Annotated in this window: 15 protein-coding genes; 8 read left to right on the forward strand and 7 right to left on the reverse strand. The window is 42.1% G+C overall.

Annotated features, from left to right (window positions below; genetic code table 11):
- Nucleotides 1–12 precede the first annotated feature (12 nt).
- On the reverse strand, nucleotides 13–1,950 hold the full coding sequence (locus tag D7V32_RS11930) for an ATP-binding cassette domain-containing protein (protein ID WP_120403080.1): 1,938 nt from the start codon (nucleotides 1,948–1,950) through the stop codon (nucleotides 13–15).
- Between the two features lie 224 nt (nucleotides 1,951–2,174).
- Here D7V32_RS11930 and D7V32_RS11935 point away from each other — a divergent pair, with 224 nt between their 5' ends.
- The 4 genes from D7V32_RS11935 to erpA all read left to right on the forward strand — a co-directional run bounded on the left by D7V32_RS11935 (nucleotide 2,175) and on the right by erpA (nucleotide 6,132).
- Nucleotides 2,175–3,182 carry a putative solute-binding protein gene (locus tag D7V32_RS11935; RefSeq protein ID WP_120403081.1) on the forward strand — a complete coding sequence of 336 codons (1,008 nt, stop codon included), beginning with the start codon at nucleotides 2,175–2,177 and terminating at the stop codon, nucleotides 3,180–3,182.
- A gap of 249 nt (nucleotides 3,183–3,431) precedes the next feature.
- Nucleotides 3,432–4,442 carry a putative solute-binding protein gene (locus D7V32_RS11940; RefSeq protein WP_120403082.1) on the forward strand — a complete coding sequence of 337 codons (1,011 nt, stop codon included), beginning with the start codon at nucleotides 3,432–3,434 and terminating at the stop codon, nucleotides 4,440–4,442.
- 234 nt (nucleotides 4,443–4,676) lie between these two features.
- Nucleotides 4,677–5,675, forward strand: a complete 999-nt coding sequence (locus D7V32_RS11945; RefSeq protein ID WP_120403094.1) for a putative solute-binding protein — start codon at nucleotides 4,677–4,679, stop codon at nucleotides 5,673–5,675.
- Nucleotides 5,676–5,796: 121 nt separating this feature from the next.
- Nucleotides 5,797–6,132 (forward strand): iron-sulfur cluster insertion protein ErpA, encoded by a 336-nt coding sequence (erpA, locus tag D7V32_RS11950; RefSeq protein ID WP_120403083.1) that lies wholly within the window; start codon nucleotides 5,797–5,799, stop codon nucleotides 6,130–6,132.
- A 53-nt stretch (nucleotides 6,133–6,185) separates the two neighbouring features.
- On the opposite strand, the gene D7V32_RS11955 is transcribed toward erpA, so the two are convergent.
- From D7V32_RS11955 to grpE, 4 genes are all read right to left on the reverse strand, one after another.
- Entirely contained in the window at nucleotides 6,186–6,569 is a 384-nt protein-coding gene (locus D7V32_RS11955) for a hypothetical protein (RefSeq protein WP_171407651.1), read from the reverse strand.
- A 109-nt stretch (nucleotides 6,570–6,678) separates the two neighbouring features.
- Complete coding sequence (locus D7V32_RS11960; protein ID WP_120403084.1) at nucleotides 6,679–7,590, reverse strand: matrixin family metalloprotease; 912 nt, start codon at nucleotides 7,588–7,590, stop codon at nucleotides 6,679–6,681.
- Between the two features lie 195 nt (nucleotides 7,591–7,785).
- Entirely contained in the window at nucleotides 7,786–9,732 is a 1,947-nt protein-coding gene (gene dnaK / locus D7V32_RS11965) for a molecular chaperone DnaK (protein ID WP_120403085.1), read from the reverse strand.
- A 154-nt stretch (nucleotides 9,733–9,886) separates the two neighbouring features.
- Nucleotides 9,887–10,420, reverse strand: a complete 534-nt coding sequence (gene grpE / locus D7V32_RS11970) for a nucleotide exchange factor GrpE (protein ID WP_120403086.1) — start codon at nucleotides 10,418–10,420, stop codon at nucleotides 9,887–9,889.
- A 98-nt stretch (nucleotides 10,421–10,518) separates the two neighbouring features.
- On the opposite strand from grpE, the gene D7V32_RS11975 reads away from it, so the two are divergent.
- Both D7V32_RS11975 and D7V32_RS11980 read left to right on the forward strand, forming a co-directional pair.
- Complete coding sequence (locus D7V32_RS11975; protein ID WP_120403087.1) at nucleotides 10,519–10,749, forward strand: hypothetical protein; 231 nt, start codon at nucleotides 10,519–10,521, stop codon at nucleotides 10,747–10,749.
- Nucleotides 10,750–11,124: 375 nt separating this feature from the next.
- On the forward strand, nucleotides 11,125–11,370 hold the full coding sequence (locus tag D7V32_RS11980) for a hypothetical protein (protein WP_120403088.1): 246 nt from the start codon (nucleotides 11,125–11,127) through the stop codon (nucleotides 11,368–11,370).
- A gap of 305 nt (nucleotides 11,371–11,675) precedes the next feature.
- Here the strand turns inward: D7V32_RS11980 and D7V32_RS11985 are convergent, their stop codons facing one another.
- Nucleotides 11,676–12,173, reverse strand: coding sequence for a hypothetical protein (locus tag D7V32_RS11985; RefSeq protein WP_120403089.1), 498 nt, complete (start codon nucleotides 12,171–12,173; stop codon nucleotides 11,676–11,678).
- Nucleotides 12,174–12,368: 195 nt separating this feature from the next.
- Between D7V32_RS11985 and D7V32_RS11990 the strand changes: the two genes are divergently transcribed.
- A complete protein-coding gene (locus tag D7V32_RS11990; protein ID WP_120403090.1) occupies nucleotides 12,369–13,442 on the forward strand; it encodes an alpha/beta hydrolase in 1,074 nt (357 codons plus the stop codon).
- Between the two features lie 35 nt (nucleotides 13,443–13,477).
- Here D7V32_RS11990 and D7V32_RS11995 read toward each other — a convergent pair whose 3' ends face one another.
- Nucleotides 13,478–14,149: an acetoacetate decarboxylase family protein gene (locus D7V32_RS11995; protein WP_120403096.1), complete on the reverse strand. Its 672-nt coding sequence runs from the start codon at nucleotides 14,147–14,149 to the stop codon at nucleotides 13,478–13,480.
- A 102-nt stretch (nucleotides 14,150–14,251) separates the two neighbouring features.
- Between D7V32_RS11995 and D7V32_RS12000 the strand changes: the two genes are divergently transcribed.
- The gene (locus D7V32_RS12000) at nucleotides 14,252–14,821 is read left to right on the forward strand and encodes a peptidylprolyl isomerase (protein ID WP_120403091.1); all 570 of its coding nucleotides are present in this window, start codon (nucleotides 14,252–14,254) and stop codon (nucleotides 14,819–14,821) included.
- The last annotated feature ends 131 nt before the right edge of the window (nucleotides 14,822–14,952 follow it).

A 14,952-nucleotide genomic window follows, 5' to 3' on the forward strand; every position in this document is an offset into this window, starting at 1 on the left:
GAACAGTGCTGATCAGTCTGCGAAACCGCTTTCTAATTCCTCTAATTCCATCATTAATTCAAGCATTTGCTCTTCTGCTTGCGCCAGTTGACCCTTTAAATCCGTCTGTTCATTCATCAGCTGAAGCAGATCATCTTTACGGCTGCTTTCATATAAAGATGCATCGCCAAGCAATGTTTCAATTTCTGCTAAGCGCGGCTGGAACTTGCCAATTTGAGCTTCACATTTCTCAATATTTTTACGGATGGGGCGGCTGAGCTCACGGCGGCGGGCTGCTTCTTTACGCTGCGCTTCTTTATCCAGCTTGGAAATTGCTGGTTTATCGGCAACTTTTGACTGAATGGGTGCAGCGGGCTGCTGGCCATTTTTCATGATTTCTATACGCGCCTGACGCAGCCATTCAGCATATGCAGGAAGGTCTCCGTCAAATTCACGGCATTGGCCATTATGTACCAGCAGAAGTTCATCGCAGACCGCGGCAATGAGCTGGCGTTCATGAGAAACTAGAACGACAGCGCCTTCAAAATCCTGCAAAGCCATTGTCAGTGCATGACGCATATCGAGATCTAAATGGTTCGTCGGTTCATCTAGAATTAATACATTTGGGCGCTGCCATACGATAAGGGCGAGGGCTAAACGCGCACGTTCGCCGCCAGAAAAACCTTCACTTGGCGTATCCATGCGTTCGCCGCTGAAACCAAAACTGCCAAGGAAAGAACGTAAGCTTGCTTCACTGATTTTTTTATCCGCAATACGTGCAAGCTGCAGCATTGGACTGGCATTGCCGTCCAGCGCATCCATTTGATGCTGTGCAAAGTAGCCGATATTCAGCAACTCAGAAGCTTTACGCTGACCTTTGAGCAGCTGAAGATCATTAACCAAGGATTTGATCAGGGTTGATTTGCCTGCGCCATTCATCCCGAGCAAGCCAATACGGCTATTGGGTGTAATTTGCAGGTTGATATTGGTGGCAATTAATTTTTCGCCATAACCAATGTCGGCATGTTCCAGCTGCAGCAGAGGGGAACTCATTTTTGTCGGTTCACGGAAGCTGAAAGTAAAAGGCGTATCTACATGAGCGGCAGATAATTCCTGCATACGCTCTAATTGTTTAATACGGCTTTGCGCCTGTTTGGCTTTGGTCGCTTTAGCTTTAAAACGATCAATGAATTTTTGTAAATGCGCACGGGTTTCCAGCTGTTTTTCGTAGGCTTGCTGCTGCTGTGCAAGGCGTTCACTGCGGGTGCGCTCGAAAGTTGAATAATTGCCAGTGTATAAAATCAGTTCCTGATTTTCGATATGCAGAATGTGGTCGGTAATTGCATCAAGGAAATCACGGTCATGTGAAATTAAAATCAGCGTGCCTTCATAGGCTTTTAACCAGTCTTCCAGCCATAAAATGGCATCTAAATCTAAATGGTTTGTTGGTTCGTCCAGCAGGAGCAGGTCTGAACGGCTCATCAAAGTGCGGGCCAAATTCAGGCGCATACGCCAGCCGCCAGAAAAACTGGAAACGCTTAATTCGGATTGATGCTCAAAAAAGCCCAGACCAGCCATCAGCTGTGATGCTTTAGAGGCAGCAGCATAGCCATTAATTTCATCAAAACGGCCATATAGATGCGCCAATTCTTCATTTGTTAGATTTTCTGGATGTTCCAGCTTGTGCTGAATGTCCCAAAATTCTTCATCGCCTGAAAGTACAAAATCGATTGCTTTCATATCTAAGGCTTTGATTTCTTGGGCCATGTGAGCAACTGTCCAAACTGCTGGACGGGTTAATGAACCGCCGTCAGATTCCATGCCGCCTAACAATGCGGAAAATAAGGTGGATTTTCCAGCACCATTGACACCAGTGAGGCCAATTTTCCAGCCTGGGTGCAGCTGCATGGACGCTTTTTGAAATAAAACACGTCCGCCGCGACGTATAGAAAGTTGGTCTAACTGAATCATGAACGATAAAACACAGCAAAAAGATGGCGCTATTCTAAAGGAAGCCTACTCAAAACCAAAACGGCCCTGAGAAAATGGCGGTTTCAAAAATAAAAAATGAGATATTCATCACTTTTTTTATCGAATAGCAGGAATTTTACTAGGCGGATGCGCAGAAGCTGTTTATATTAAAATCAAATTAAACAAAAAATAGACAATAAAACCAACTGGAAAAGGATTGTGCGATGCAAAAAGGATTTTTAATGCTATCTGCAGCGCTATTGTCAGTTTGTTCAATGCAAACTCAGGCAAAGCAGACGATTTGTGTTTTTGATTTACTGGGTAAGGCTGGAGAATCATATAAGCTCATGGAAGAATGGGCTTTAGCTTCAAAAAATTGGGGCGGAGATATAAAGCTCATTCCTTACCAATCAGAAGAACAGGCTGAGAAAGATTTTAAAGCAGATAAATGCGATGCAGTTGCGATGACGTCTATGCGGGGCAGGGCATATAATAAATTTGGCGGCTCAATTGATGCTTTGGGCGGCGTGACTTCCAATGCAATTGCTAAAAAAGCGATCGCCTATGCACTTGATAAACGTAATAACAAACGGCTTATTTCTACGAGAGGAAATACAAAGTATGAATTAGCCGGAATCAGTCCTATCGGCATTGCCTATATTTTTGTCCGGGACCGTTCGGTCAATACCATTGAAAAAGGTAAAGGTAAAAAATTCGCTTATTTACATTATGATTTAGCTCAAAAAGTGGCGATTGAGCGTGTGGGTGCAGTTGGTGTGCCTGCTGATATTTTTAATTTTGTTAAAAAATTTAATGACGGTGAAGTTGATATTATTGCAGCGCCAGCCTATGCCTTTAAACCTTTGGAAATTTATAAGGGCTTAGGCAGCAAAGGGGCTATGTTTAATTATCCAGTCGTAAACGTAACCGCCAATTTGATTATTAAACCCAATGCATTTCCAGACAGTTTTGGTGAAAAATCGCGAGAGTGGTTTTTAGGTGAATTACCTCGCGGTTTTAAAATGATTGAGCGAATGGAGGCTGAAATTCCTGCTAAATATAAATCAGATATTCCTAAAGAAGATCAGCTGCGCTATCAAAAATTGCTGCGGGATGGCCGTATAGAGCTGAGCCGACAGGGCGTTTATGACTCGACTATGATGACAGTATTAAAAAAAGCCCGCTGTACAGTGGAAAGAACCAATTTTGAGTGTTCTATTGGCGGTGAATAAGATAGAAATTTTTATAAATTTGTAACAGCTCCAAGCGATTGCTGGAGCAGAGTATTTTAAATGCTAAATATATGCATTTTATTCATATATTTCAGATTAAACACTGTGCGATATACCGCTTTTATTGTAAAAAGTGCCAAAATGACATAAAAAAATGGAGTAAATGCTCTATTTTTTTAAAAATAACTTGCTTAATATTTGCAGTGAATGGATACCCATGAACAAAAAGATTTTAAAAGGATAAGTACAATGAAAAAAGCTCTTCTTTCTTTGGCTGCAGTGTCTGCAATTGGTTTTGCAGGAACAGCCCAAGCGCAAAAAGTTGACATCTGTGTATTCGACTTGCTGGGCAAGTCGGGTGAATCGTTCCAAATGGCTCAAGAATGGGCGCTGGCTGCAAAAGGCTGGGGAGCGGAAGTGAATCTGATTCCACGTCAGGACGAAGCTGTTGCTGATAATGATTTTAAAGCAGGCAAATGTGACGGCGTATTTATGACCGCTATGCGTGCGCGCCAGTACAACAAATTTGCAGGTTCTATTGATGCGCTTGGCGGCGCGCCGAGCAATGAGATTGCTAAACGCGCAATTACTTTTGCGTTGGATCAGCGCAATGCCAGCAAAATGGTCAGTAACCTAGGCGGCAAAAAATATGAAGTAGCAGGTATTGCGCCTTTAGGTTCAGCATTTATCTTTGTCCGTGACAAGAGTATCGACTCTATTGAAAAAGCTGCAGGCAAAAAATTTGCAGTTTTAGGCTATGATGACGCGCAAAAAATTATGGTGCAGCGTGTAGGCGCGCAAGCGGTAATTTCTGATGTATCTAACTTTGTAGCGAAATTTAATAATGGTCAAGTTGATATGGTCGGCGCTCCAGCATATGCCTACAAACCATTAGAAATTTATAAAGGCCTAGGTTCAAATGGCGCAATGTTTAATTTCCCGGTATTGCAAGTGACAGCCGATCTGGTCGTCCGTCCAGATCAGTTCCCTGCAGGTTTCGGTCAAAAATCCCGTGATTGGTTTGTGAAAAACTTGCCGAAAAGTTTCTCTATGATTAGCCGTTTAGAGGCTGGCATTCCAGCAAAATTCAAATTGAATTTAACTGCGGAAGAAAAAACCAAGTATCAAAAACTGCTGCGTGAAGGCCGTATGGATATGACCAAGCGCGGTATTTATGATGCAGGCATGATGTCTGTATTGAAGAAAGCGCGCTGTTCTGTCGATAAGGCGAACTTTGAGTGCTCACTTGGCGGTGAATAAATTGTTTTATAAAGGAAAAGCCTAGAAATTCTAGGCTTTTTTTGATGTGTGTTTCATGGCATTTTGGCAATTGTATGATTGCTGAAAGTACAGGAAGATGATGTATTCCAGCATTTGAATAAAGGATTGAATGCTGGGCATAAGGCAAGACGGCAGCTGTCTCAGAGCGCTGGCTTTCTTGCTTGAGTAAATAAAAATAAAGCAGCAAGGACTTGAAGAATGGACAAAATAAAAATGCTTAAAATGCTGGCAGCAGGCGCAGGTTTGATGGCTGCAGCTGGTGCTGTACAGGCAAAACAGGTTGTGTGTGTATTTGATTTAGTGGGTAAAAACGGCGACGTTTATACATTGATGAAAGATTATCAGCTGGCTGCAAAAAATTGGGGTGCAGATATTGAGCTGCGCGTCGGTCAAAATGAAGGTGTGATTGCTGAAGATTTCAAAGCAGGCAAGTGTGACGGTATCAGTGTGACAGGTATGCGCGGCCGTCAATTTAACTCATTTACTGGTTCTTTAGATGCTATTGGCGCCATTCCAGATTTGAAACTGGCGGTGAAAGTGATGCAAGGTCTGGCAAACCCAGTGTTCAGCAAAAAAATGCTGCATGGCAAATATGAAATTGCTGGTGTGATTCCTGTCGGTGATGCTTACTTACTGGTCAATGACCGCAGCATTAATACAGTTGCCAAAGCCGCGGGTAAAAAAATAGCCGTACTGGATTATGATGAAGCGCAAAAAATTATGGTGCAGCAAGTCGGCGCTCAAGCGGTCAGCGCAGATGTCACCAACTTTGGCGCAAAGTTTAATAATGGCCAAGTCGATATTATTGGCGCGCCAGCGGCTGTGTTTAAACCGTTAGAATTGCACAAGGGCTTAGGCACGAAAGGCGCTATAGTCAATTATCCAATTTTGCAAGTGACGGGCAACATTATTATCCGTCCAGATAAGTTTCCTGCGGGCTATGGTCAAAAATCTCGTGAATGGGTCAAAACTCAGCTGCCGCGCGCTTTTAATATTTTAGGTAAAATGAAAACTGATATTCCAAGTAAATATTGGATGGATGTGCCGGCAGCAGACCGCGCGGGTTATCAAAAAATGATGCGTGAGGCGCGTGTGGATTTAACCAAGCGCGGTGTGTATGACAGGCAAATGATGAAACTGCTGTGGCAGTTCCGCTGTAAAGAAGATCCGAAAAACTTTGAATGCGCATTGCAGGATGAAAATTACAAATAATCCTGATAAATTTGCTCTGATTTAGTTTTATTTGCAAAGACTGACCATATATTGAGTATGTTATACTTGAAATATGGTCTTTTCTTTTTAAAGATGTCCGAACCGAACAGAGGAACCCATCATGAATGCTCAAGCACTTGTGCTGACTGACAATGCTGCCAATAAAGTACGCCAATTGCGTGACAGTGAAGGTAACCAAGATTTAATGCTCCGTGTCTATGTGACCGGCGGCGGCTGTTCAGGTTTTTCTTATGGCTTCAATTTTGCAGAAAGCCAAAATGAAGATGACGCTGAGTTTTTAAATGGCGATGTTAAAATGCTTGTAGATTCATTAAGCTACCAGTATTTAGTTGGTTCAGTTGTTGATTATTTAGAAGGCTTGGAAGGTTCACGTTTCGTGGTTCAAAACCCGAATGCAACGACAACTTGCGGCTGCGGTTCATCTTTTTCTATTTAAGAAAGCGCTTATACAGTTTCAAAAAAGCCCTCAATCGAGGGCTTTTTTATGCTTTAAACATCAGCATCCAGTTTAATCGCTTCGAGTAAATCTAAAATAATCGTGGTTACATCTTGGCTCAAATCACGGTTATTAAAAATTTCATAAGCAGAGATTGTAATATCCGTGTCGCTTGGCAGCAGTTTTTGCTCTTCTTCAATCAAGTGCTGAATTGGCAGCAGGGTTTGTTTGACTTCAAGGTGCAGCACATCTTTAAATGCTATATTTTCGTCCTCAAGTTCAAGCAGGTTTTCATTGAAATAAGGCAGAAGAATAGAATGGAGATAAGGCTGAATTTCTGTAATATCAAAAATTTCAATATCACGTGTTTGTTCGATTGTGCTGATGTGGTCATTCACTTCAATTAAGATATGGTAGTAACTCACATTGCTCTCCATTCATAGATTCAGGCAGAAGTTATAGTGTTCAGGTTAACATGAAACTGCTGTTTTGTTGTTAATGCTTGTATAAAAACCCTATAAAAAATAGGGTTTTTATACTCGTGTTTTAGCGCGAAGCCAGCAGGGCGATATCTGAGGGCTGCAATTGAAAGTGCTGCAGATTTTGTTCGCCCAGCATCGGGTACATCAGCGCTTTCGCATCTGAATGATGGCTTAATCCAAGCGCATGGCCCAGTTCATGCGCAATAGTCAGGCGTAAGTCATCTTTGCTTTCAAATTGGTAAATTTGGATTTCTTTGCCCATAAAAATACCTTTATGAAACTCTCGCGGCGGGAAGCGGTGTTTGGCTAATGTAACATTTAAGTTATAACGTTCAATATTTTGATTGTGCGCATTGATTTGCAGGTTGAATTGATCATTTATTTTATTGAAATATTGAATTTCACTGTTGAGCCGGCTGCTCTTTTCCTGCAGCTGCTGATATTGCTGTTCAATGCGCTGGCGGTTTTCACCCTCTGCAGTTTCTATTTGGCTCCAGCTGCTGCGCTGCTGTTGAAGATGCTGGCGTTCAGCTTCCAGCATGCTTTGACGCTGGAGCAGATTATTGTACATGCGGTTAAGATAATCACCTGAAGCAGTGAGGTTATCATTGACGCGCTGATTATTATTTTTGGTTTGAAGCAGACTTTCCTGAGTTTTTTTAAAAGCATTAAAGTTATCTTGGCGTTCGTCATAGACCAGTTTTATTTGCAGCTGCGCTTTGGGGTCATAGATAAACAGCTGTTTGCCGGTCCCTTGCTGCCAAATATCTGCTGCTTGCCGGGTCAGCTCGATCATTTCTGCCTGTGTCAGGCCAAAGCGCGGATCTGCAGGTGCAATTTGATAACGCAGCCGTGTATCAAAAGGATGGAATATCCGGTCGGATAAAGAGTTGAAGCGGAGCTGGTCATGTGTATGTACTTGATAGCTCAGCAGTCCAGCGAACAGCAGTATTGCAATAAGTATAATTAAGCGCATGAGGCAGCCGTCGTGTTGAATTTAAAATAATGTATAAGATTTATGCAGTTTTGTGTAGCGGAAAATGGACGCTTTGTCTGAATGATCAATGAGATAAATACTGAGAGCTGCATTTTTTTAGAAAACGGCGGCCATAAAAAAACCGCGCTTTCGCGCGGTTTTTTTGAGCTTTAAATACTCGGTTAAAGTGACAAATTATTTTTTATCATCTTTAACTTCAGTGAACTCAGCATCTACAACGCCATCGTCCGCTTTTTGCTGTTGTTGGCCAGCAGCATCACCTTGGAAAGCGTTCGGGTCGAAACCTTGAGCGCCGCCTTGGCCTTGAGCAGCTTCATACGCACGTTGAGTAATCGGCATGATGATGTTTTGAAGCGCTTCAGTTTTCGCTTTGATTTCTTCTACGTCATTTTCTTTCGTAGCAGCTTCAAGCTCAGCTGATGCAGTTTCAATTGCAGTTTTTTCGTCTGCAGTTACTTGCTCGCCAAGATCTTTCACTGCTTTTTGAGCAGAAGATACAAGCGCGTCAGCTTCGTTACGCGCTTTCGCTAATTCTTCAAATTTGCGGTCTTCTTCAGCATTCGCTTCAGCATCTTTGATCATCGCTTCAATTTCAGCATCGCTCAAACCTGAGTTTGCTTTAATTTGAATGGATTGCTCTTTACCCGTGCTCTTGTCTTTCGCAGATACTTTCAAGATACCGTCAGCGTTGATGTCGAAAGAGACTTCAATTTGCGGCACACCGCGTGGAGCAGGCGGGATGTCGCCTAATTGGAAGTTGCCTAACAATTTGTTTTGCTGCGCCATTTTACGTTCACCTTGGAACACAGAAATGTCTACAGCAGGCTGGTTGTCAGCAGCAGTTGAGAATACTTGAGATTTCTTCGCAGGAATCGTGGTGTTTTTCTCGATAATTGCTGTTAACACGCCGCCCATTGTTTCAATACCAAGTGTAAGCGGTGTTACGTCAAGAAGAAGTACGTCAGTTTTGTCACCTGAAAGTACCGCACCTTGAATCGCAGCGCCCATTGCTACTGCTTCATCCGGGTTCACGTCTTTACGTGGTTCACGACCAAAGAATTCTTGGACTTTCTGTTGAACCATTGGCATACGTGATTGACCGCCCACCAAGATGACGTCAGAGATGTCAGAAGTCGAAAGACCTGCATCTTTAAGCGCAATACGGCAAGGCTCAATTGTACGAGCAACTAAGTCAGCAACAAGGCCTTCTAATTTTGCACGAGTCACGTTGATCACTAAGTGTTTAGGACCAGTTGCATCTGCAGTGATGTATGGCAGGTTGATTTCAGTTGCATTTGAAGAAGAAAGCTCGATTTTTGCTTTTTCAGCGGCTTCTTTTAAACGTTGAAGAGCAAGCGGATCTTGTTTCAAGTTTACGCTTTGTTCTTTCTTGAATTCTTCAACAAGGAATTCAATTAACGCGTTATCGAAGTCTTCACCGCCAAGGAATGTATCACCGTTTGTAGACAGCACTTCAATTTGCTGGTCGCCATCAAGGTCAGCAATTTCAATGATTGAAACGTCGAAAGTACCGCCGCCAAGGTCGTAAACTGCAACTTTACGGTCGCCTTCTTTTTTGTCCATACCGAACGCTAAAGCAGCAGCAGTTGGTTCATTGATGATACGTTTCACTTCTAAACCAGCAATTTTACCTGCATCTTTAGTTGCTTGACGCTGTGCATCGTTGAAGTAAGCAGGAACAGTAATTACTGCTTCAGTGACTGTTTCACCTAGGTAATCTTCAGCTGTTTTCTTCATCTTTTTCAAGATTTCAGCAGAGATTTGCTGCGGTGCAAGTTTCTTGTCGTTTACATCAACCCAAGCATCGCCATTGTCTGCTTTGATGATTTTGTATGGTACAAGACCGATGTCTTTTTGAACCGCTTGGTCTTGGTATTTACGGCCGATCAAACGTTTGATCGCGAATAATGTGTTTTTAGGGTTTGTCACTGCTTGACGTTTAGCAGACTGACCTACAAGGATTTCGCCATCTTTATACGCAATAATAGATGGAGTTGTACGAGCGCCTTCAGCGTTCTCGATTACTTTAACTTTGTCGCCTTCAAGTACTGCTACGCAAGAGTTAGTCGTACCTAAGTCAATACCAATGATTTTCGCCATTTGGATGTTTCCTCTAAAATTCTTTTATTCCCAAAATCTTCCCTTTCTCAAAGGGAAATAAAAAGGGATTTACTTGTTATCCGATATGAGAGCCGTTCTAATTTTTTCAAGTAAGCTGGCAGAAAAAATTTCACAAACTCTCTAATTTCAAGGCTTATGCGCCAACCATAACCATTGCAGGACGGATCAGGCGGCCATTTAATGTGTAGCCTTTTTGCAATACAGTGCCAATTTCATTCGCTTTTGCATTTGGATCAATACCAACAGCTTGGTGCAGGTCAGCATTAAAGCCATTTTGTGTATCTGCTTCGACCACACCAAATTTTTCCAGTGTCGTCAGCAGCGATTTCAGCGTCAGCTTTACACCTTCCACAACTGCAGAGTCATCGCCTGCAGCTGCAATTGCGCGTTCTAAGTTATCTACAGAATCCAGCAATTCTTTAGCAAATTTTTCAAGCACAGTATCTTTATGCTTTTCTGCTTCGCGCTGAATACGCTCAACACTTTTTTGCGCCTCATAGACAGCATTTGCTGTACGCGCTTTTTCCAGCTTTAAGCTTTCTTCTAGATTGGTGATCTGCGCTTGTAAATCTTCAACTGAAACTTCTGTTGGCTCAGTTGCTTGAGTTTGCTCTGCCGCTTGCTCTTGCCCTAAATCTTGAGCGTCTTGATTATGCTCAGCTGTCATCGATTTACTCCGTTTAAATGGGTTCTTAAACATGTACAGTCCCTTTGGCGCCAGTTCTCACTGCATGAATTCTGAACTGCCATGATTTACTAAATGTCATGATTATTAAAGAAATCGGGGCAGGGTGGAAAAATTCAAGCAATCATGGACATAATTTTTTAATCGCAGTACATAAAATGCTGAAAAACGTGATTTTAGAGATCATTGCGGGAAGCAGCGCCATTTTTTGCGCAGAAAGCTGTGATATTGGCGAAATAGCGGAAACGGTGAAAAATAAAAATAGGATGCTAAGTTTTTGTATTTTTTTGCCCAAAAAGCAGTCAGGTTAATATTTATACATAAAAACGATTATACTAAGGCGAATTAAGTATTTCTCAAAAAACCTCAATTGGTTAATATTAGAGCTAGATTCTATGGCTGTAGTTTCTTTTAGTTAATTTCTCGAATGTGTTTTTCAAAGCTTATCCATCTACTGGATAAGCTTTTTTTTTATCGTTTTTTCAAGATTTAGCTTCTCAAATGAAATATGGCAGGGAATGGTGAAAACAGATCATCTATTGAATTAATAAAAAATAGCAAAAGCTTTACGGGTATTGCTTAAAATTACAACTTAGCATGTATGACGGTCACATAATTTTTTTTCATCATAGGCACAGCAAAGACGAACTTTGCGTTTTGTTTAAAAATGAAAGGAAATAACCGAAATGAAAAAAACCTTAATCATGCTTTTAGCTTCAGGCGCTGCCGCTGTAACTGCGGTTGGCTGTACATCAAATGAAACTGCACATGCGCCTGAAAGTGCACAAGTCACTGCAGATATGCAAAGCAATGCAGCAGAACAAAATAGTGCAGCTGTACAGGCGGATCCAGCAGCTCAAAGCACGATAGACAATATTCAATCTGTACCGGCGGCTGAGGAAGCAGCAGAGCAGCCGGCAGCAATACAATAACTCCCCATTAACATTTAATTTTACTTTGATGAGCTATGGCAGAGCACAGCAGGTGAAGAAATGGCGTACATGCCTGCAAGGCTTTAGATGCTGTGCTTTAAATACACTATGAGTTAAATTAGAGTCATAGAGAACAGGAAGTTCCAATTCAATTGCTGAGAAGCACAAACGGAAGGATAACCGTTGCCCCTAAATACATCGCCCTAAAGCAAGAAATTGTTTTAGGGTTTTGTTTTTGCGCATGATAAATCAAGGCATAAAAAAGCCTCTGGAAAAGCAGAGGCTTTAAGTCATCTTAAATTTATTCAATCGCGGCGCTCATTATGGCGGTTATGGCCATATTTTTGCTGTTCGGCACGTTGGCGCTGTTCCCAATACTTACGCTGCTGATCAGTTCGCTGCTGTGCTTGCCGTTCTATGCGCTGACGTTCATATTCACGTTTTTTGCGTTCTTGCTCGGCACGTCTTTCACGGTCTTGCTGGATTTGCTTACGCTGTATTTCACTGCGATGGTGTTCGGCTTCTCTTTTTTTACGTTCCCATTCTTGCTGATTTTTACGGTTCTGTTCCCAGTTGCGGCGCTCCAGCTCTTGTCTGCGGCGGTCGCGTTCTAAACGTTCGCGCTGCTGCTGATACTCCCAGCGCTGCTTATCATGATTGCGGTCGTAGCGGTGTTCATAGTCACGGTCATATACACGGCCATGGTTATAGCCGCCGTCATAATAGCCGTCATCTGGAAAAGCGACGCAGCCGACAGCTAAAAATGAAACGGCTAGAGATACGACGATAATTTTGATGGTCATAATCTTGTCCATATTTAAACTAGAGCTGCAAAAGCACTCTGAGATGAAAGAAAAATTGTCAATGACAAGTGGTTAAAATAAGCTTAGCTTAAGCGATGACAGGCTGTGTATGCAGATGTAGCGACTTGTATAAGAAAATAGTCACATAAACGCAGATCATGTAGATAATATGAAGAAAAGCAAAGGAGGACCGCAATGGCCGCATTTAATCAAAGCTTGCAGCAAATGCTGGAAAAGGGACAAGGGACAGCAGTGCGTACCTTGGATAAATTACCAGGTTTTTTTCAAGAAAATATTGCTAAAGCATTGGGTTATCCCTTTATTTTTCCAGAACTCGACCCTTTGATTAAATGCATGATGGCGGCACAGCTGAAGCAAGGCCGTGTCGGTTTTATTGGTTCAGATTATCAAAAGTCACGGAAACAGTTTGATTTGCAAATGCAGTCGATCCGCCATAAGCCTACAGCGCTTAAGCAAGTAGAAGACCTGCGTTTGCCTTTACAAAGCGGTACGGTATTTGCGCGCCATTATCATCCTGCCCCTCATAAAAAGCTGCCGATGATCGTCTTTTATCATGGCGGCGGCTTTGTTGTCGGGAGTTTAGATACACATGATGAAGTTTGCCGTCTGCTGGCTGTACATGCAAAGGTGCAAGTTTTAAGTATAGATTATCCTTTAGCGCCAGAAGCAAGCCCTGCACAGCTGATCCAGTCTTGTGAAGATGCATTGGCATGGGTATTTCAAAACAGCCGTCAGCTGAAAATTTTAAAAAGCCGAATTGCCGTCGCTGGCGACAGTGCTGGCGGGAATATTGCAGCAGTAATTGCTCAGCGTACCGCGCAAAAAGCGTATCGTCCGCATGCACAGCTGCTGATTTATCCTGTTGTTGACTTTAAAAGCCGTCATCCCTCTTTCTTTGCTTATAAAGATGGCTTAGTGCTGACCAGCGGTGATATTGATAACGTTACGGCTTTTTATGCAGATCAGCATCAGGTTGCCTTGGATGACCCGCTGATTTCACCGACATATGGAAAGCTGAAAGGTCTAGCGCCTGCTTACATTATTACTGCAGGGCATGATGTTTTACATGATGAAGGTGAAATTTACTCACATAAACTGCGTCAGAACGGTGTACAGCTGCACTATCAAGAGTATCCCGATCAAACTCACGGCTTTATTAATCTGACACCTGTTTCATACCGCGCCAAAAAATATTCGATTGAGCTTTATCGAAATTTTAGAAAATTTTGGGATAAAAAAGCCGCTTAAATTTTTAAAAAGGCGTTTCACGTGGAACGCCTTTGTTATTTTTTGCAGATAAGCGCTTTAGGGAAAATCATGCTGAATTCAGGCACAGAAAAGCTCTGAAGCAAACGGGCTTTATTTAAGTCTGGAAAGAGCAAAGGATTGCTTTGCCATTCAGCGCTGCTGATTTTGCTGAAGCGTCCGCGGAACTGCGGAGTAAACTGATAGCGCTGTCCTTGCCAAGATTGGCGGATTTTTAAAATAGAGGCAGGCAGATGATTGCTGTTTATATAGAAGCTGCGGTTTCTTTTAGGCTTCTTGATATGAATGGACAAGTTCTGGTTTTGAATACTCACTGTGCAGGATAGGGTAAGTTCATTTTCCTGCCATGAAAATGCTGCCAGCTCCTTAGGAATACCCCATAAAGTTTGACCATGATCTACAGAGATTTGACTCGAAACATAAATTTTAGGAATGGTGCTGAGCATTCTTTTGCTGATTAGCGGATGATCAAGCAATAGAAGCTCATCATAGGGGCCGACGGGTGAATCATGGTAACGCACCAGCATGACTTGTATAACGCGGCCAATAGGAGAGGGCGCTAGCCGAAATTCTGCCGCAGTCTTGATTAAAGCAGGACTGAGCCAATAATTTAAAATATAGGCGTGGCCATGCAGAGGCCAAGGCGGTTCATGTACGATATGTGCAGCAGGCTGATTGCGTATATTCATCATTATTCTCTTAATTATGTATGTATCGCTAATGCTTTATTTTTCATGAAAGACTAAAATATAGTCAGTGACAAGTATTATTTAAAATAGATGAGTGAGTAAATGTTAAAACAGGTATTGGCAGTGATCGCGGCTTCAGCAGTCAGCATAGGTGCATGGGCGCAAAATACAATTGTAGAAATGAAAACCAATATGGGTTCTATAGAAATAGAACTGCTGGATGATAAAGCGCCTGTTTCTGTGAAGAACTTTATTCAGTATGCAAATGAAGGTCTTTATAATGGCACCATATTCCACCGTGTGATTCCAGGTTTTATGATTCAAGGCGGCGGTATGGACGCTAAAATGGCTGAAAAACAAACCCGTGCGCCAATTATCAATGAATCTTCAAATGGTATAAAAAACTCACGCGGTACTTTAGCAATGGCGCGGAAGAATCATCCGGACTCTGCAAGCAGCCAGTTTTTCATTAATACTGAAGATAATGACTTCTTGAATAAAAGTGCGATGAATGCGGGCTATGCTGTATTTGGAAAAGTGACTAAAGGCATGGATGTCGTAGATAAAATTGAAAAAGTTCAGACAGCAATATATCTGCCTCATCAAGATGTGCCTGTAAAGCCTGTGGTTATCAATGCTGTGACGGTTAAACCGCCAAGTGTGAAAAAGTAAATAAAAAAGTTTAAATTAACTGAAATTTAATTTTATTTATTTAAATTAATCACTTGCTTTAAAATGTGGCGATAAATGATTCAATGTGGTGCATAAAAAAGAAACACACGATAAAACAAGTGATTAAAGGT

This window comes from Acinetobacter tianfuensis (assembly GCF_003611465.1).
Lineage (GTDB): Bacteria > Pseudomonadota > Gammaproteobacteria > Pseudomonadales > Moraxellaceae > Acinetobacter > Acinetobacter tianfuensis.

Bases quoted from the DNA above. Each gene is read 5' to 3' on its own strand.
- dnaK (WP_120403085.1), bottom strand. From the start codon at position 9,732: ATGGCGAAAATCATTGGTATTGACTTAGGTACGACTAACTCTTGCGTA.
- D7V32_RS11935 (WP_120403081.1), top strand. From the start codon at position 2,175: ATGCAAAAAGGATTTTTAATGCTATCTGCAGCGCTATTGTCAGTTTGT.
- erpA (WP_120403083.1), top strand. From the start codon at position 5,797: ATGAATGCTCAAGCACTTGTGCTGACTGACAATGCTGCCAATAAAGTA.
- D7V32_RS11975 (WP_120403087.1), top strand. From the start codon at position 10,519: ATGATTATTAAAGAAATCGGGGCAGGGTGGAAAAATTCAAGCAATCAT.
- D7V32_RS11960 (WP_120403084.1), bottom strand. From the start codon at position 7,590: ATGCGCTTAATTATACTTATTGCAATACTGCTGTTCGCTGGACTGCTG.
- D7V32_RS12000 (WP_120403091.1), top strand. From the start codon at position 14,252: ATGTTAAAACAGGTATTGGCAGTGATCGCGGCTTCAGCAGTCAGCATA.
- D7V32_RS11930 (WP_120403080.1), bottom strand. From the start codon at position 1,950: ATGATTCAGTTAGACCAACTTTCTATACGTCGCGGCGGACGTGTTTTA.
- D7V32_RS11980 (WP_120403088.1), top strand. From the start codon at position 11,125: ATGAAAAAAACCTTAATCATGCTTTTAGCTTCAGGCGCTGCCGCTGTA.
- D7V32_RS11985 (WP_120403089.1), bottom strand. From the start codon at position 12,173: ATGACCATCAAAATTATCGTCGTATCTCTAGCCGTTTCATTTTTAGCT.
- D7V32_RS11995 (WP_120403096.1), bottom strand. From the start codon at position 14,149: ATGAATATACGCAATCAGCCTGCTGCACATATCGTACATGAACCGCCT.
- D7V32_RS11945 (WP_120403094.1), top strand. From the start codon at position 4,677: ATGCTTAAAATGCTGGCAGCAGGCGCAGGTTTGATGGCTGCAGCTGGT.
- D7V32_RS11955 (WP_171407651.1), bottom strand. From the start codon at position 6,569: ATGGAGAGCAATGTGAGTTACTACCATATCTTAATTGAAGTGAATGAC.
- D7V32_RS11990 (WP_120403090.1), top strand. From the start codon at position 12,369: ATGGCCGCATTTAATCAAAGCTTGCAGCAAATGCTGGAAAAGGGACAA.
- grpE (WP_120403086.1), bottom strand. From the start codon at position 10,420: ATGACAGCTGAGCATAATCAAGACGCTCAAGATTTAGGGCAAGAGCAA.
- D7V32_RS11940 (WP_120403082.1), top strand. From the start codon at position 3,432: ATGAAAAAAGCTCTTCTTTCTTTGGCTGCAGTGTCTGCAATTGGTTTT.